Here is a 16,785-nt window from a genome sequence, read left to right as displayed (position 1 = left end):
GAGATTAACGCGAACCGTTGGCCCCTCGTTCAAGGGTGACGACCTGAGGGGTAATTTGAATGACCGTGACGCCCGGCGGGACGAAGACTTGGACGGGAACTTTGCTGGAAGACGCGGCGTGGTCCTTGCCGGGTTGGACAAAGACACGGATTTCGCGCGTTTGCAGTTGCTCAAGCACTTCAACAGGGCCTTCCACCACTACATCGACCTGAGCCGGGGAGAGCTTTACGGGTAAAGCGGCACCTTGGGGATGCAGGATCTCGATCGGAACCTTCGAGAAGCGTTCCGCTGCGGAATGGCCCAAGGGTCCTCGACGGGGGATGACTTCGCCATCGATGTCCGTATGGATGTTGTACCAAATCATGCTCGCCAGCAGGACGCTGAAGGCCTTCCACCCAAAATTGCGCGTGATGAGGTCTTGCCAGGGCATGATGCAGCAAGGTCAGGGTTCGCTCGTTTTCGCCGGCGGTTCCGGGTTGCGGGCACTTCCTGCGAATCTGGCTTTGAGGGATTCAACCAGGCTGCGCGAACCGCTCTTGCGAACCAGAACGGAGGTGAGGAAGGATCGAAGTTCCTCGCTGCTGACTCCGCGTGTGAGTTGGCCTTTGTAGGCGTAGGAGATGGCGCCGACCTCCTCGGAGACCACCACCACGACCGCGTCGGTTTCCTCCGACAGCCCGATGGCGGCGCGATGGCGTGTGCCGAGGGACTTGTTCAGATCCTGCCTTTGAGTGAGGGGAAAAATGCAGGCGGCAAACGCGATGCGGTCGCCTTTGAGGATGGCCCCGCCGTCGTGGATGGCGTTGTTGGGGAAGAAAATGGTCTCGAACATTTCAGGGGTTGCCTCGCAATCGATGCGAATGCCCGACTCCACGGCCTCGTGGAGTTGGATGGAACGTTCGATGGCGATCAGCGCTCCGATGTGAACCTCCGCGAGACGTTCGACGGTGCGAATGACGACTTCGATGTTTTCCCGCTGCTCGCGCACGGCTTGCAGGAAGTTTTGGCTGCCCAATTCGGCCAGCATGCGTCTGAGTTCGGGCTGGAAGATCACGAGTACCGCCAGGATCAGGACCGTCGAAAAGCTGCCCAGGAGCCATTGCAGAACTTTGAGATCGAGCAGTTTCGAGGTCGCCGCGAGTCCCACCAGGACGAGCACAAATCCGCTCACGATGGGTGCTCCACGTGTTCCTCTCACGAAGGTGAACGCATAGTAGATCCCCACGGCGAGAAAGAGAATTTCGACCACGGGACGCCAGGTGGCCTGAAATAGACTTTGCAGTGTTTCGAGCATTCAATTCGCGGTCCGAGCTTGGATAAGCCGCAGCAAATGCAACGCTTGCGCGGTTTCCGCCGCGTCGTGCACCCGGAGAATATTCGCACCGTTCAAAGCGCCCCAGACCGCGCAGGCGAGGGAAGTAGGCATCCGATCCGCTTCCTTCAGGCCAAGCAGCCTGCCCATGAACGACTTCCGCGATACCCCCAGCAGCAAGGGCCGCTGCCAGTTTGTAAAAGCAGGCATGTTTGCGAGCAACTGCAAATTATGATCATCGGTCTTGCCGAAGCCAATGCCTGGATCAAAAACAACGGCTTCCGCCGAGATGCCATGCCGCACGAGACTGGCCAACCGTTCACCAAAAAAAGCGCTTATGTCACGGACGATATCCGAGTAAACCGGATGCTGCTGCATGGTGCGCGGATCCCCCCTCATGTGCATGCACACATAGCCCGCCTCCGTCTCCTTCAGCACGTCCCACATGGAGGGACCTTGCTGTGCCGCCGCCACGTCGTTGACCACCACCGCTCCAGCGTGGATCGCCGCTCTGGCCACCCCGGCCTTCATGGTGTCCACCGAAATCGCCGCCGGCACTTCCTTCGCCAATCTCTCAATCACGGGCAGAATGCGCCCCTTCTCCTCCTCCTCGGAGACGGGCTCCGCGCCCGGACGGGTGGATTCCCCTCCGATATCGAGGACATCAGCGCCCGCTGCTGCCAGAGCCTTGCCGTGTTCAATCGCCTTCGCGGGGGACAAGTAACGGCCCCCGTCTGAGAAGGAATCGGGCGTGACATTTACGATTCCCATGACCAGCGTGCGTCCGGGGAATTCCCAGCGTCGATCCCGGGCTTTCCAGACCATGTTCATGGCAGCGGCCCAAGGCTCTTAAGATTGGCGGGCATGGAATGGAGCCAAGTTCTACACGGACGGAGTGGGGGTGGTTTTTGGTCGTTGGATGAGTTCGACTTCATAACCCTCCGGCGCGTCAATGAAGGCGAATCCGCCGCCGTTGTCTTTGAAATGAGGTCCGTCCGAAAACTTGAGCCCCAATCCGACGAGATGGCGTCCGAAATCCTCCAGACTCTCCACCTCGAAAGCCAGATGAGTCAGGTCGGGCTGGACTTGAACCGGACCGCTGGAAGGAAAGCAGCAGAGCTCGAGCAAGGTTTCGCTGCCGGGCAATTTGAGAAAAACCAGCTCGGAACCGCGCGGCGACCGGTTGCGGCGCACCTCTTCCAGTCCCAACACCGATTGGTAGAACTGGACGGTTTTCTCAAGGTCGTTGAGTCGGAAGCGCACGTGATGAAAGGTTTTGACAATCATGGGCGGCAGCTTACCTCGGAGGTTTCATGAAGCAAAGCCGTTACGGACAGCCCACCGTCGTTCTCCTTTTGCCCCGGAGCGAGGTTGAATCGTCCTGCGACCCGCCGCCGTCGTTGAAAAATCTGGAGTCTTCCGACCTGTGCGCGCTCCGACAAATGGGAATGCCTGACGAAACGAAAGGGGCACTCGAAAATCCGACAGAGTCTGGGACAGGTTCCGACCGGGTGTACCGGTGCGTCGGCCCGGCGCGAGAGCGCCCGCAAATCTCCCGGCGGAGAAACTCGAGGTGTGGGAAAGCGAGTGTGGTTTTTTGCGTGGAGGAGCGGAGAAGAGGGGCGGTGGATCCACAGATGAAGGTGGATTTACACAGACCGATTGGGGAAGGAGAGGGTGGTGATGGTTCCGCCAGGTTTTGGAGTGCGGCAGCCCTCTGGCGCTTTCGGACGCGATGATATTGACCCCATGCTAGAAAGCGGCAGAGGGCTGCCGCACTCCAAGCCGCTCGCGCGAATATCAGAGCCTCAGTCGGATTTCCGACCTCTGCGTCTCCGCGACGGAATCCTGTTGGGACTCTTGGCGGGACGAGTTTGAGTTGCGTTATGTCGGTTGCGACGGGTTGAACCTTAAAATCGCAATTGTCCTTCCAGAATCTTCGCGAGGTCCTGGCGAGGAAACCATTCTGAATCACTCACCAGATCCATAGGGGATAGGCTTCGTGCTTGGTCCTGTCTTTCTCATCCAGGCCTTCGCAAATCTTCACGAGGATCCACTGCCGCTTTAAGGATGATGGATGTGGTGTTTCCGACGAAGAGAGACGGCAAGTGAGTGCGCGCGCGGAGGGTCGGTGACCGTCAAGGCCGGACGAGGAACCTAAGACGCTGTTTCACCGGGCTTCAGGAAAACCACTTTGACGCCTCCGGTCCCCGTTTCGTTGCGGGCCAGCGCATCGGAAAGTCCAGGCATGGGTGGATCGGGTTCCGCTCTTGCCGGCGCGGTCGCCCCTGCAGGTGCCACTTGCCCTTCGGAAAGGGCGGAACGGAGGGCGCCTTCGACGAGTTGGGTGCAATGAATGCGGGTCGGCGGAAGCGGTCCCAACTCCGCTGCGAACTCTTCTCCCTGCAGGGCCAGGGCTTCGGCGGGAGACTTTCCCTTGATCAGTGCCATGGCCAGATGGGCGGCGGCGATGGCGGTTTCGCAGCCGAACGATTGAAAACTGGCCCGGTCGATGACTTTGCGCCCGTTCTCTTCTTTGAATTTGATCCAAACCCGCAGCATGTCGCCACAGTCGGCGTTACCCACGGTGCCGACGGCGTCGGCATCGCTCATTTCGCCCATGTTTTCCAGGCGCCCCAGGGTCGAGGCGATTTTCGATTCAAGCTCTGAACTCATGATGAAGCCTCGAGACGGTAGCGCGGAATGGAGGGATCCACCTGCAAAGCCCAGGCGTCAATGCCGCCTCGCAGGGAACGCGCGTTTTCATGACCGTGCCCCCAAAAGTACGCCGCGGCATCCAGGCTCGATTTGCCCAGGTGATCGTAGAACACGAGCAGTCCTTGGCGACCTTCCGCTCCCATCAACGACTGCACCAAGGCTTGGTTGACAAATTCCGCGCCCGGGATCCGGGTTGCTTCCCATTCCTCCCGAGTGCGAATGTCCAGCAATCGTACCTTTTCGCCCTGTTTCATGCGGCTGGCGGCCTCTGGCGGATCCATCTCCATGGCGACGTCTTGTTCCTGGCTCGCCACCAAGTGCGCGAGAACCTCGGCTAGGGGAGGATTCTGGTGCCGGGCCAAAACAGCGGCCAAGGTTTCGTCCGGGAGGAATCCGCAACTGCTGCATCCGCCGATATGATATCGTTTGAACAAAGCCCGCCGGGCGCCGGGATAGATTTCCTGGAGCCTTCCCATTGTGATTCCGGCGGCCTCTGGACCGGACAGCTCGGTTTGAATGGAGCGGGTCGGGTTCATGCCAGTTTTCGTTTCAATTCATGGAGGATTTCCAGGAATCGAGTCAATTCTGACTCCGTGTTGTAAAAGTAAAAACTGGCCCGCAAGGTGGCGGCCACACCCAGCTTCTCCATCAGCGGCTGATTGCAATGATGCCCTGCTCGCAACGCGACCCCGCGCTGGTCCGCCATCGTGGCGAAGTCCAGTGCGTGGATCCCCGGCAGCGTGAAGCAGACCAAGCCCGCCCTGGACCCGGAAGGGCCGAAGACACGCACTCCGGGCATTGAACGCAACTCGGAGGCCAGCGTGGTTGCCAGCGCTTGGTCGTGATGAAAGATAGCCTTGCGACCGACGCGATCCAGATAATCGAACGCCGCCAGGAGTCCCGCCGCGCCGGCGATGTCCGGCGTTCCGGCTTCGAACCGATGCGGGGGCACGTTGTAGGTGGTCGAATGATACTCCACCCGCGAGATCATCTCTCCACCACCTTGATAAGGCGTCATCCCGGCCAGGATCTCCTTGCGCCCGTAGAGCACACCGATGCCCGTCGGCCCGCAGATCTTGTGACTCGAAAAGGCCAGAAAATCGCATCCCATTTCCTGGACATCCAAGGGGAGGTGTCCGGCACTCTGCGCCGCGTCGATGACACTGACCGCGCCTGCTCGCCGGGCGGCCTCACAGATCCGGCGCACGGGATTCACCACCGCCATCGTGTTGGAAATGTGAGTCAGAGCCACAAGACGCACGCCCTCGGAGAGCTGCCGTTCCAGGTCCTCCAAGTCCAGCACTGCCTCATCCCCATGCACCGGCACGAAGCGCAACTTGGCGCCGGTTTTTCGAGCCGCCATCTGCCAGGGAACCAGATTGGAGTGATGCTCCATTTCCGACAGCAGGATGACTTCGCCCGCTTTGATGTTTTCACAAGCCCAAGCCGCTGCGACGAGGTTGATTCCTTCCGTGGTGCCGCGCGTGAAAATAATCTCCGAAGGATCGCGGGCATGGAGGAAGCGGGCGGCCCGCTGACGGGCGGATTCGTAGATCCCGGTGGCCCGATCGCTTAATTCGTGAATGCCCCGATGCACATTGGCATTCGAGTGCGCGTAAAAATGGGAGATGGCTTCGATGACCTGCCTCGGCTTCTGGCTGCTGGCGGCGTTGTCAAAGTAGATGAGGGGATGCCCATGCACCACTTCCTCCAGGATGGGGAAGTCGCGTCGAAATGCCGCCCAGTCCATACGAAAAACTACCTCTCGTGCAGTGAAGGGCTCAGAGCAGTCCCAACTGCAATTTTGCCGCTTCGGTCATCATGCCTTGATTCCAGGGCGGATCCCACACCAATTCCACGTTGGCTTCCTCGATCTCCTCGATGGAAACGAGCTTGTTTTGCACGTCCTGTGCCAGCGTGGGACCCATGCCGCATCCGGGCGCCGTCAACGTCATCTTGACCTCGGCTTTGACTCGGTCGGGCGTTCCCAATTCCGTCAATTCACAACCGTAAATGAGTCCCAAATCGACGATGTTCACGGGAATTTCGGGGTCATAGCAGGTTCGCATTTGATTCCATACTTCCTGCTCCAGCTCTTCCCGAGTGCGGACCCGGCCGGTGCGATGCGCGGGGCCCTTCGACGCTTCAAATCCCAGCGCGTCGGCGTCTCTTCCCGCAATGCGGAACATGTTGCCGTTCACCACGACGGTATAACTGCCGCCAAGAGACTGCGTGATCAGAGCCGTCTCCCCTTTCATCAAGGTCACCTCGGTGCCGACCGGAACCACGGCGGCTTGGACGTCTCTGGATAAAACCACACTGGATGGGTTTGATGAATTCATGAGGGGATGGGGGAAGTTTGCGCTCGCGAGTTCGCCGCCGAGGCCAGGGTCCAGATTCTCTCCACCATGGCAAAAAGGCCGTTCTTGCGCGTCGGGCTCAGGTGGCGGTCCAGTCCGAGCTGTGAAAAGGCCGCACGAGCGTCCACGCGGGCAATTTCCTCGGCGGTGCGACCGTCGAACAACATCAGCAGCACCGAGATCAAGCCGCGCACCACGAAAGCGTCACTGTCCGCATTGATCCGAAAGCGTCCCGCACCCGCCGCGTCGGTCTTCAGGGTCAGCCAAACCATCGCCTGGCATCCATGGACGCGGTTCGCCTCCACTTTCTCCTCGGCGGAAAGTCCGGGCAGCTTTTTCCCCAAGTCCATCAAATAGGCATAACGCTCCTCCCATTCTCCCAGGAGTTGAAAATTCTCAATCAGCGTTTCGATCGTCATAAACGTGGGCCTCACGCTGCCGACGGAGCGGCGGCGATGTGGGGATTAGACTCCAGGTGGTCCCAGATAATTCGGTCCACCGCCTCGCGCGTGGCGTCGTGGCTAATGCGTCCGATAATCTCACCGGCGAACGCGTGAATCAACATTTGCCGCGCCGTTTCCAAGCCAATGCCTCTCGCTCGAAGGTAGAAAATCGAATCCTCGTTCAATTGGCCCACGGTGGCACCATGGGTGCAGCGAACGTCGTCGGCGTAGATTTCCAATTGCGGCTTGGTGTTCGCGGTCGCGTCATCTGAAAGCAGCAGATTCTTGTTGGTCTGTTTCGCGTCCGTCTTTTGCGCGGTCGGGTGCACCAGGATGCGGCCGTGGAAGACCCCGCGGGATCGTTCGTCCAAGATGCCGTTGAAGTACTCGTGGCTCGCGCAGCGCGGTTCAAGATGCTCCACGATCATGTGGTGATCGGCCAACTGCTCTCCTCGCGTCAGGTACAACCCGTTGAGAACGCACTCCAATTCCGGCCCGGCCAATTCCACCCGCAGCGTGTTTCGGGCGAGTTTGGCACCGAGGCTGATGGAATGAATCCGGACCTGGCTTTCCCGATCGAAGCGCCCCAGCAGCGTGGAGAGATGCACCGCTTCGGACGATTCGTCCTGGTACTTCACAAGTTCCACCCTGGCGGATGGACCCACCGTCAGTTCCGACACGACGTTCGTGTGATGATTTCCCTCCCGGATCGAAAGATACTGCTCGACGATCCTGAGTTCCGCCCCCTCGCCGACGTCGATCAGATTGCGGGTGTGACTCGACGCCCCCGCCTTCGGACAGGTGGAGACATGCACGAGGCGGACAGGATCAGCCAGCACCGCGCCTGGCGCCACGCGGATCCACGCCCCGTCCTGGAAAAACGCCCCGTTCAGATCGGCAAAGGGATTTTCCTCCGGACGAAGCCTGGCATTCAATTGCTCCCGAACGGCGTCTGGATTCCGCTCGCAGATCGAACGAAGCCCGCAGACGTCCACACCTTCGGGCAGCCCTTGGAAGGAAGAGATGTCCGGATTCAGGCATCCATCGACGAACACCAGGGTTGGTCCGGAAAGCGACGAGAGCGCCTCTTGGGCCAGAAAACCCGCGTCCAATCCCCCCCTTGCGCCCGCGGGGTTGGCGGAGAAAGGAAGTTTGAGCCAGGGAGCCAGCGGCGTGAACCTCCAATCCTCGTGATTCGGGGGCGGCACACCCTTTGCTTTGAATCGATCCAGTCCTTCCTCCCGGAAAGCTTTCAGCCAAGCTGCTTCTCGCGTGACTTCGGACGATTGGCTCCAGCGGCGGAACTCTTGAAGGTACGGACCCGAATCGATGGGCGTCTTGGCGGACATCTCAGGTGAAAGGGGCTGAAGTGAATGCTAGGGTCGAGCGGAAGCGGCGGATTCCTTGAGAATCCAATCATAGCCGCGATTCTCCAGCTCCAGTGCCAGATCTTTGCCGCCGGATTTCGCAATGCGGCCCTTGGAGAGGACGTGCACTTGATCGGGGACGATGTAATTGAGCAGCCGCTGGTAATGAGTGATGACCAACTGGGTGTTGTCACCCCGCTTGAGTTTGTTCACGCCTTCGGAAACCACTTTCAGCGCGTCGATGTCGAGGCCGGAGTCCGTCTCGTCGAGGATGGCGAGGGTGGGTTCCAGCACGGCCATTTGAAAAATCTCGTTTCGCTTCTTCTCACCCCCGGAAAACCCCTCGTTGACGGGGCGGCGCAGGAGGTCCTCGGACAAATCGAGGACTTTGAGCTTCTCCTTGACCACTTTCAAAAATTCCATGGCGTCAAGTTCCGGGAGTCCACGATGTTTGCGGATCTCATTCAAGGCCGCCTTCAAGAAGTAGGTGCTGTTGACGCCGGGGATTTCCACGGGGTACTGGAATGCGAGGAAGACGCCTTCGCGAGCCCGTTCCTCGGGGTCGAGTTCCAACAGGTCCTGGCCGCGGTAAAGCACCTGGCCTGCGGTGACTTCGAATTCTTCCTTGCCGGCCAGCACGGAGGAAAGGGTGCTCTTTCCGCTCCCGTTGGGTCCCATGATGGCGTGCACTTCCCCCGCGCGGAGGGTGAGGTTGACGCCTTGCAGGATTTTCTTTCCTTCCACTCCCGCATGCAAATCCCTGATTTCCAGAATGACTTCGCTCATGACTTGTGTTTTGGAGAAGGCCGCGTTTGCGGCTCAGCCCACGCTTCCTTCAAGACTTACTCCCAGCAGTTTTTGAGCTTCCACGGCAAACTCCATCGGCAGCTCCTTGAACACCTCTTTGCAGAAACCGTTGACGATCATGTTCACCGCGTCCTGCGTCGAGATGCCCCGTTGATTGCAGTAGAAAATTTGATCCTCGCCGATTTTGGAGGTCGTGGCCTCGTGCTCCACGCTCGAAGAAGTGTTCTTCACTTCGATGTAGGGGAACGTGTGCGCTCCGCACTGGTTCCCGATCAGCAAGGAATCGCATTGTGAGAAGTTTCGCGCCCCCTGTGCCGATTTCTGAATCTTGACGAGGCCGCGATATGCGTTCTGGCCACGGCCCGCCGAGATTCCCTTCGAAATGATGGTGCTGCGCGTGTTTTTTCCCAGATGGACCATTTTGGTGCCGGTATCCGCCTGCTGTCGATGGTTGGTGACCGCCACGGAATAAAATTCTCCGACGCTGTTGTCCCCCTGCAGAATCACGCTGGGGTACTTCCATGTGATGGCCGATCCGGTTTCGACCTGGGTCCAGGAAATTTTTGCGTCCCGGCGGCAAAGCCCGCGTTTGGTGACAAAATTGTAGATGCCTCCGCGGCCCTCGGCATCGCCCGGATACCAGTTCTGGACGGTGGAATACTTGATGTCGCTTCGATCCAGCGCGACGAGCTCCACGACCGCAGCATGGAGTTGGTTTTCATCGCGCATCGGCGCCGTGCAACCTTCCAGATAGCTGACCTGCGCCCCTTCGTCCGCCACGATCAGAGTACGCTCAAACTGGCCTGTCTTGGCGGCGTTGATGCGGAAATAGGTGCTTAGCTCCATCGGACACCGCACGCCTTTCGGGATGTAGACGAAGGAGCCGTCACTGAAAACCGCCGAATTCAAAGTCGCGTAAAAATTGTCCGTGTAGGGCACCACGCTGCCGAGATACTTCCGCACCAGATCAGGATGTTGTCGCGCTGCCTCGCTGAAAGAGCAAAAAATGATTCCCTTTTCGGCCAGCGTTTCTTTGTAAGTGGTGGCTACGGAAACGCTGTCAAACACGGCATCCACGGCCACACCCGCCAGACGCTCGCGCTCCCGCAAGGAAATCCCGAGCTTTTCGTAAGTCTCCAGAAGTTTGGGATCGACTTCGTCCAGGCTCTTCGGAGCCGAGGCATTCTGCTTCGGTGCGGCGTAGTAGGAGATGGCCTGAAAATCCACCCTCTCATAGGTGACTTTGGGCCAGGCAGGCTCTGTCATCCCCCGCCAATGCCGATAGGCTTTGAGGCGAAAATCGAGGAGAAAATCGGGTTCGTTCTTCTTGGTTGAGAGGAAACGGATGACATCCTCGTCCAAACCGGGAGGCAGTGAATCCATCTCCAGGTCCGTGATGAATCCATATTTGTAATCCTGCTGGACCAATCCTTCGATGGTTTCGGTTGCGGTGCTCATGGCTGGGAAAAATCAAGCGGAGGTTCCGGGTTCCTGGCAATCCGGGCAGCGGCCTCGGACCACGACTTCGTAGCGTCCCGCTTGGAATCCTTTGGGGATCGACACGCTGGGAAGCGCCGCCCCCTTCTGGAACTCCAAGTCATACGTGCCACCGCAGGTGTCGCAATGAAAGTGGTGATGATCCTGCATATTCGAACAGTAGCGGGTAGGGGATCGATCCAAATGGACCACTCGAAGCAGGCCACACTGAACCAGTGTTTCGAGGCAATTGTAAACCGTGGCGAGGGAGATTTCGGCCATGCCTGGCTTGGAACGGATGAAGACTTCTTCGGCTGTTGGATGATCGCGTTTGCTCAGCAACACATGATAAACATGCTGCCGCTGAGGGGTCATCCGCAGTCCGCATTTCTCCAACCGCTCGGAGAGCGTTAAGTCAGCAGCCGTGAATGATGGGGTTTGATCCATTCCAGATGCAGTGAGTTTGGTTAGGGTAGGAATAGGTGTCAATATTTAGAATTATTCTAAATAGTTGAACGGGTCTTGATTCGACTGCGGTTTGAGGTTATCCGTTGATGGTGAACTTGATTCGACTTGCGACCTGCTGCTGTACCGGCCTGTTCACGCTTTGGAACCAAGGCCTCGCCGCCGACTGGAATGAGTATCGAGGTCCAGCCAACAACGGAATCTCTGAAGAAAAGGTGTCCTATCAATGGCCTGTCCAAGGACCGAAGATTCTGTGGAAATCCCAGGCTTCCAATGGTTTTAGCTCTTTCAGCATTGCTCAGGGCAAAGCCTTCACTTTGATTTCCGCGATGCGCGAAGGGGCTCTTCAAGAAGTCTGCGTGGCTTATGATGCGGCGTCTGGAAAAGAAGTGTGGTCCGCTCCCTTGGGCGTGGCCAAGTATCAGGGAGGGGGAGACGATGGGAGGAAGGACAACAATGGAGGGGATGGCCCGCGTTCGACCCCTGTGGTCGAATCGGGAAGGGTTTATGTGTATTCTTCGGACATGGTCTTGAGTTGCCTGGATGCGAGCACTGGCAAGGTTCAATGGACTCAGGACATCCTGAAGGCATTCCAGGGTCAGAATATCTCCTGGAAGAATGCCACTTCTCCGGTGATCGATGGGAATCTTGTGTTTGTGGGTGGGGGAGGCGCTGGTCAGAGTTTGCTGGCGTTTGCGAAGGCGACCGGAAAATTGGTGTGGCAAACGGGGGAAGAGAAAATGACGCATGCTACCCCTGTGCCGGCGACCATTGAAGGGGTTCGGCAGATCGTTTTCTTCATGCAGAGCGGCTTGGTTTCAGTCTCGCGAGAGGACGGGAAGGTACTTTGGAAGTTTCCTTTTCGCTTTAATGTTTCGACGGCGGCTTCGCCGGTCGTTGCCGGGAATATGGTTTATTGCAGTGCGGGGTATGGAGTGGGGGCGGCACTGGCCAAAATCACGAAGTCAGGCTCGAGTTTTTCGGCCGAGGAGGTTTGGAGGCTGACGGGTAACAAGCCAGTTGCAAACCATTGGAGTACACCCATTTATCACAATGGACATCTCTATGGTATGTTTAGCTTTAAAGAATACGGAGAGGGGCCATTGAAATGTGTGGAATTGGCGACGGGCAAAGTGAAGTGGGAACAACCTGGCTTTGGGTCGGGCAATGTGATTGCAGCCTCGGGAAAGATTATTGCTCTGAGCGATGATGGAAGGCTTGTCATTGTCGAAGCGACACCGGCGGGATACAAGGAACTAGCCCAGGCCAAAGTTGTGGGCGGAAAATGTTGGTCAACCCCCTCTCTGAGCGGTGGTAAGTTGTTCGTGCGCAGCACAAAAGAAGCGGTTTGTTTGGATCTTACCTCCTCTTTGAGCCAGGTCCGGTGAGCCTTCAGGATGCATGGGGCTGGCTCGACTCCTGAGTGGTCGCTGAGTGTTCGAATTTTTTCGAGAAAGCATTTGACACTCAATGCTCCTTTTTATAGTTCTTAGAAACAATCGCTGGTTTTGAACAACATTGAAGTCGGTCGGCCCGCGAACTGCGAGTTTGACGCTAAGGGCTGGCGGGCTTTTTTGTCGTCTTCAGGCTGGAATAATGATCAATGTTTTCAAGCCTCGATGGCCCATGTAGCTCAGTTGGCAGAGCACGTCCTTGGTAAGGACGAGGTCATCAGTTCAAACCTGATCATGGGCTCCATGATTTTGATCGCGAAAAAGTAAAGAAAAATATCAACCCATAACTGTAATTAGCATGGCAAAGGAAGCGTTTCAAAGGACAAAGCCGCACGTTAACGTCGGCACCATCGGACACGTCGATCATGGCAAGTCCACTTTAACGGCGGCCATCGTCGCGGTTCAGTCGCGGAGGAGTCTGGCCAAGGCGATCAGCTACGCGGACATCACCAAGGGTGGAACTGTGCGCGACGCCACGAAGACCGTGACGATTGCCGTTTCGCATGTGGAGTATGAAACGGCGACGCGCCACTATGCTCACGTGGATTGCCCGGGCCACGCGGACTACGTCAAGAACATGATCACAGGTGCCGCGCAGATGGACGGCGCGATCTTGGTGGTCAGCGCCGCGGATGGTCCCATGCCTCAGACCCGCGAGCACATTTTGCTGGCCCGCCAAGTCGGGGTGCCTGCGATCGTGGTCTTTTTGAACAAAGTGGACCTCGTGGATGACAAGGAGTTGCTGGATCTCGTTGAGATGGAGATTCGCGACTTGTTGTCGAAGTATAATTTCCCGGGCGACACGACTCCCATTGTGCGTGGATCGGCCACCGCTGCGTTGGAGGCCAAGCCGGAAGGCGAGGCGGCGATTCAAGGTCTGATGGACGCGATTGATTCGTTCATTCCGCTGCCGACGCGTGAAGTGGACAAGCCCTTCCTCATGTGCATTGAGGACGTTTTCAACATTGAGGGACGCGGCACGGTGGTGACGGGTCGTGTGGAGCGCGGAGAGTTGAATAAGATGTCGGAAGTCGAAATCGTGGGTCTGCGGGATACCCGCAAGACGACGGCGACGGACATCGAGATGTTCCGCAAGTTGCTCGACAAAGCCAGCGCGGGCGACAATGTGGGCATTCTCTTGCGGGGCACCAAGAAGGAGGAGGTTGAGCGCGGCATGGTGTTGGCGAAGCCCGGCACCATCACCCCGCATACGAAGTTCAAGGCCGAAGTGTATGTCCTTTCGAAGGAGGAAGGAGGGCGTCACACGCCGTTTTTCAACAAATATCGTCCTCAGTTTTATTTCCGCACGAGCGATGTGACCGGAAACATCACCTTGCCCCAAGGCGTCGAAATGGTGGTGCCTGGAGACAATGTTTCGGTCGAGGTCGAACTGATCGCGCCAGTCGCCATGGAAAGAGGACAGCGTTTCGCGATCCGCGAAGGCGGTCGAACCATCGGTGCTGGTCGTATCAGCGAGGTCATGGCTTGAACCCCATGGATCGAATGACGTTCGCGGTGGATGTCATCCGGTCTACGCCCGTGTGAAGCGGGAACGCGAGTTTTCGTCAGTAGGGCGGTAGCTCAATTGGTAGAGTAGCGGTCTCCAAAACCGTTGGTTGGGGGTTCGAGTCCCTCCCGCCCTGCCAGTCTTGTGGGAGGGGTGGCAGAGTGGTCGAATGCGGCGGTCTTGAAAACCGTTATGGTGCAAACCATCGGGGGTTCGAATCCCTCCCCCTCCGCCAGGCGAAGCGTGTTGGCAGGGTTCTCTAGAGATTGTGAAAGATATTACTTGGATCATAACGCTGGTTGTCGCGGGGATCCTTTTCGCCATTGCGTGGCGCAAGGGATACCTGATGCGGCTTTCCGGCTACGTGGGCGAAACTCGTGAGGAGTTGAAGAAATGCAACTGGCCTTCGACCGAGGAACTGAAAGAATCGACTCTTGTTGTGATGGTCGTCATCGCCATGCTCGGTTTCTTCACCATGGCGGTGGATGTCGTCTTCCGTAACGTCGTCCAAGCCCTGCTCTAGTTTTGGCCGCACCCCAGCCCCCATGAATAGCCAGTGGTTTGTCATCCATACGCTCTCCGGACAGGAACAGAAAGTGAAAGAGAGCATTGAGAAGCGCCTCAAAGCGGAGGAGATGACGGAGTATATCCATGAGGTGCTCGTGCCCATGGAGAAGGTTGCCGAGGTGCGCAGTGGCAAGAAGACGGTCACCACACGGAAGCTCTATCCTGGCTACGTTTTCATTGACATGGTGCTCCTTGACGAAAACAAGCGCTTGCTGCCCAAGCCCTGGCAGTTTGTTCATGAAACCCAGGGGATCATCGGTTTTGTCGGGGGCGAACGTCCCAGCCCGGCTTCCGCTGAGGAAATTGATTCGATCAAGGCTCAGATCTCCGAATCGGAAGATCATGAAAGGCCGAAGGTTAGTTTTGAAGTTGGCGAAACCGTGAAGATCAACGACGGACCGTTCCTCAATTTCAGCGGTGTGATCGAGGAGATCGAGCCGGATCGCGGCAAGTTGAAGGTTACCGTGAACATCTTTGGGCGGAATACCCCTGTGGAGTTGGAGTACTGGCAGGTCGAAAAGGCCTGATTATCGAATTTTCATCGAGCATCTCTCATCGTTATGGCGAAAAAAGTCACCGGCCAAATCAAACTGCAAATTCCTGCAGGCCAAGCTAATCCCGCACCTCCGATCGGCCCCGCATTGGGTCAGCATGGGGTGAACATCATGGCCTTTTGCAAGGATTTCAACGCGGCGACCAAGGACCAGGCGGGCTTGGTCATTCCCGTGGTCATCACCGTTTATCAGGATAAGTCCTTCACCTATATCACCAAGTCTCCGCCCGCCGCCGTGCTCCTCAAGAAGGCGGCCGGGATCGCTTCCGGATCGAAGACTCCCAATAAGGACAAGGTCGGCAAAGTGACGCGCAAGCAAGTCATGGATATCGTCAAATTGAAGTTCAAAGACATGAACTCCAACACGGAGGAATCGGCTTTCCGCGTCATCTCCGGCACCGCCCGGAGTATGGGGATCGAAGTCATTTCGTAGTCCAACAATCCAAATTTTCGAGTCGAGATAGAACCTTAAACCCGCGGGAGGACGACAACCAAGTCCGCCAGCACCGCTCCAGAAAATGCCCAGCAAACGATACAAAAAAGCCCTTGCCCTGATCGACCAGGCTAAACCCTACAACCTCAAGTCTGCCGTCGACGTGCTTGTCAAATTTCCGAAAGCGAAGTTTAACGAGACCGTCGAAATTGCTTTCCGTCTTGGAGTGGATCCCAAGCAGTCGGATCAGATGGTTCGCGGAACGGTTCCTCTGCCCCACGGCAGCGGCAAGACGGTCCGGGTGCTGGTCTTTGCCAAGAGCGGACCTGCGGCGGATGCGGCCAAGGCGGCGGGAGCCGAGTTCGTCGGGTTCGACGAAATGATTAAACAATGCAACGAGGGTTGGACTGATTTTGACGTTGCCATTGCGACCCCCGAAGCGATGGTGGAAGTTCGCAAGTTGGGCAAGGTTCTTGGTCCGCGTGGCCTCATGCCCAATCCCAAGACCGGCACGGTCACGGAAGACACGGCGAAGGCGGTGCGCGAAGTCAAAGCAGGGAGGGTCGAATTCAAGACGGACAAGGCTGGCAACGTGCATGTTCCGGTTGGGAAGGCTTCATTTTCCGCGGAGCAAATTGCCGAGAACACGAGAGCTGTGATTGATGCGGTGGTGCGGGCGCGACCTTCCAGCGTGCGGGGGGTCTACGTGCAATCCTGCACTCTGAGCGCCACGATGAGTCCGCCGATTTCGATCGATTTGCGGGACGTCAACGCTTCCGCCGCCGCCTAAAACCTGAAAGGAGCATTCGATGAGACAGGAAAAGCAATACATTCGCGACGAGTATTTGGCGCGCCTCAAGTCGTCCCCGTTTTTTATCGTGGTCGATTATCGCAGCCTCAAGGTTCACCAGTTTACGGAGCTTCGAAAGCGGTTGCGCCAGGTCGGCAGCGAACTTCGCGTCGTCAAGAACTCCATCTTCCGTATTGCCGCTCATGAGGCGCAACTGGCAGACCTGAAAGGGAGTTTGTCGGGCCAAGTGGCCGTCGTGACGGGGCAGCAGGACGTCTCGGCGGCCGCCAAGGTCGTCAAGACTTTTCAAACGGAGTTTGAAAAACCCAAGCTGCAATTTGGTTACTTGAAGGATCAGCGTCTGGAAGCAGCCGATGTTCTGGCCCTGGCCGATTTGCCGTCGATCGAAGTGTTGAGGGGGAAATTGGTTGGGCTGATTCAAGCCCCCGCCACGCGTTTGGCTGCGGTGCTGAGCGCTCCCGGTTCCCAGCTTGCGCGCGTGATCAAGGCCCGTTCCGATCAGGCCGCGTGAG

Annotated in this window: 20 protein-coding genes and 3 tRNA genes; 10 read left to right on the top strand and 13 right to left on the bottom strand. The window is 57.6% G+C overall.

Annotated features, from left to right (window positions below; translation table 11 throughout):
- Positions 1-4: 4 nt before the first annotated feature.
- The 13 genes from FJ404_00720 to FJ404_00660 all read right to left on the bottom strand — a co-directional run bounded on the left by FJ404_00720 (position 5) and on the right by FJ404_00660 (position 10,930).
- On the bottom strand, positions 5-430 hold the full coding sequence (locus tag FJ404_00720; protein ID MBM3821410.1) for a hypothetical protein: 426 nt from the start codon (positions 428-430) through the stop codon (positions 5-7).
- 12 nt (positions 431-442) lie between these two features.
- The gene (locus FJ404_00715) at positions 443-1,294 is read right to left on the bottom strand and encodes a TIGR00159 family protein (protein MBM3821409.1); all 852 of its coding nucleotides are present in this window, start codon (positions 1,292-1,294) and stop codon (positions 443-445) included.
- On the bottom strand, positions 1,295-2,143 hold the full coding sequence (gene folP / locus FJ404_00710; protein MBM3821408.1) for a dihydropteroate synthase: 849 nt from the start codon (positions 2,141-2,143) through the stop codon (positions 1,295-1,297).
- Between the two features lie 51 nt (positions 2,144-2,194).
- Complete coding sequence (locus tag FJ404_00705; protein ID MBM3821407.1) at positions 2,195-2,599, bottom strand: VOC family protein; 405 nt, start codon at positions 2,597-2,599, stop codon at positions 2,195-2,197.
- Between the two features lie 870 nt (positions 2,600-3,469).
- On the bottom strand, positions 3,470-3,988 hold the full coding sequence (locus FJ404_00700) for an iron-sulfur cluster assembly scaffold protein (GenBank protein MBM3821406.1): 519 nt from the start codon (positions 3,986-3,988) through the stop codon (positions 3,470-3,472).
- Complete coding sequence (locus FJ404_00695; GenBank protein MBM3821405.1) at positions 3,985-4,506, bottom strand: rhodanese-like domain-containing protein; 522 nt, start codon at positions 4,504-4,506, stop codon at positions 3,985-3,987. The genes FJ404_00700 and FJ404_00695 overlap by 4 nt, the downstream gene beginning before the upstream one ends.
- Before the next feature lie 56 nt (positions 4,507-4,562).
- Entirely contained in the window at positions 4,563-5,780 is a 1,218-nt protein-coding gene (gene sufS, locus FJ404_00690; GenBank protein MBM3821404.1) for a SufS family cysteine desulfurase, read from the bottom strand.
- Positions 5,781-5,811: 31 nt separating this feature from the next.
- Entirely contained in the window at positions 5,812-6,372 is a 561-nt protein-coding gene (gene sufT / locus FJ404_00685) for a putative Fe-S cluster assembly protein SufT (protein ID MBM3821403.1), read from the bottom strand.
- Positions 6,369-6,809 carry a SufE family protein gene (locus tag FJ404_00680; protein MBM3821402.1) on the bottom strand — a complete coding sequence of 147 codons (441 nt, stop codon included), beginning with the start codon at positions 6,807-6,809 and terminating at the stop codon, positions 6,369-6,371. Before FJ404_00680 ends, sufT begins: the two co-directional genes overlap by 4 nt.
- 11 nt (positions 6,810-6,820) lie before the next feature.
- Positions 6,821-8,182, bottom strand: a complete 1,362-nt coding sequence (gene sufD, locus FJ404_00675) for a Fe-S cluster assembly protein SufD (GenBank protein ID MBM3821401.1) — start codon at positions 8,180-8,182, stop codon at positions 6,821-6,823.
- 27 nt (positions 8,183-8,209) lie between these two features.
- On the bottom strand, positions 8,210-8,974 hold the full coding sequence (gene sufC, locus FJ404_00670) for a Fe-S cluster assembly ATPase SufC (GenBank protein ID MBM3821400.1): 765 nt from the start codon (positions 8,972-8,974) through the stop codon (positions 8,210-8,212).
- Between the two features lie 45 nt (positions 8,975-9,019).
- Positions 9,020-10,465, bottom strand: coding sequence for a Fe-S cluster assembly protein SufB (gene sufB / locus FJ404_00665; protein ID MBM3821399.1), 1,446 nt, complete (start codon positions 10,463-10,465; stop codon positions 9,020-9,022).
- A 12-nt stretch (positions 10,466-10,477) separates the two neighbouring features.
- Entirely contained in the window at positions 10,478-10,930 is a 453-nt protein-coding gene (locus tag FJ404_00660; GenBank protein MBM3821398.1) for a transcriptional repressor, read from the bottom strand.
- Positions 10,931-11,037: 107 nt separating this feature from the next.
- On the opposite strand from FJ404_00660, the gene FJ404_00655 reads away from it, so the two are divergent.
- The 10 genes from FJ404_00655 to FJ404_00610 all read left to right on the top strand — a co-directional run bounded on the left by FJ404_00655 (position 11,038) and on the right by FJ404_00610 (position 16,784).
- Positions 11,038-12,336: an alcohol dehydrogenase gene (locus FJ404_00655; protein MBM3821397.1), complete on the top strand. Its 1,299-nt coding sequence runs from the start codon at positions 11,038-11,040 to the stop codon at positions 12,334-12,336.
- Positions 12,337-12,570: 234 nt separating this feature from the next.
- Positions 12,571-12,646 (top strand) — tRNA-Thr (locus FJ404_00650).
- 54 nt (positions 12,647-12,700) lie between these two features.
- The gene (gene tuf / locus FJ404_00645; GenBank protein ID MBM3821396.1) at positions 12,701-13,891 is read left to right on the top strand and encodes an elongation factor Tu; all 1,191 of its coding nucleotides are present in this window, start codon (positions 12,701-12,703) and stop codon (positions 13,889-13,891) included.
- 81 nt (positions 13,892-13,972) lie between these two features.
- A tRNA-Trp gene (locus FJ404_00640) sits at positions 13,973-14,048 on the top strand.
- A gap of 8 nt (positions 14,049-14,056) precedes the next feature.
- Positions 14,057-14,144: transfer RNA gene (locus tag FJ404_00635), tRNA-Ser, on the top strand.
- 111 nt (positions 14,145-14,255) lie between these two features.
- A complete protein-coding gene (secE, locus tag FJ404_00630; GenBank protein ID MBM3821395.1) occupies positions 14,256-14,432 on the top strand; it encodes a preprotein translocase subunit SecE in 177 nt (58 codons plus the stop codon).
- A 22-nt stretch (positions 14,433-14,454) separates the two neighbouring features.
- Positions 14,455-15,003: a transcription termination/antitermination factor NusG gene (gene nusG, locus FJ404_00625; GenBank protein ID MBM3821394.1), complete on the top strand. Its 549-nt coding sequence runs from the start codon at positions 14,455-14,457 to the stop codon at positions 15,001-15,003.
- A 33-nt stretch (positions 15,004-15,036) separates the two neighbouring features.
- Entirely contained in the window at positions 15,037-15,462 is a 426-nt protein-coding gene (gene rplK / locus FJ404_00620) for a 50S ribosomal protein L11 (protein ID MBM3821393.1), read from the top strand.
- 85 nt (positions 15,463-15,547) lie between these two features.
- Positions 15,548-16,252, top strand: coding sequence for a 50S ribosomal protein L1 (locus FJ404_00615; protein MBM3821392.1), 705 nt, complete (start codon positions 15,548-15,550; stop codon positions 16,250-16,252).
- 19 nt (positions 16,253-16,271) lie between these two features.
- The gene (locus FJ404_00610; protein ID MBM3821391.1) at positions 16,272-16,784 is read left to right on the top strand and encodes a 50S ribosomal protein L10; all 513 of its coding nucleotides are present in this window, start codon (positions 16,272-16,274) and stop codon (positions 16,782-16,784) included.
- Position 16,785 lies beyond the last annotated feature (1 nt).

The organism is Verrucomicrobiota bacterium (assembly GCA_016871495.1).
Classification (GTDB): Bacteria; Verrucomicrobiota; Verrucomicrobiia; order Limisphaerales; family VHDF01; genus VHDF01.
Note: the sequence above shows the minus strand (reverse complement) of the source record. Positions and strands in the feature narration are given on the sequence as shown.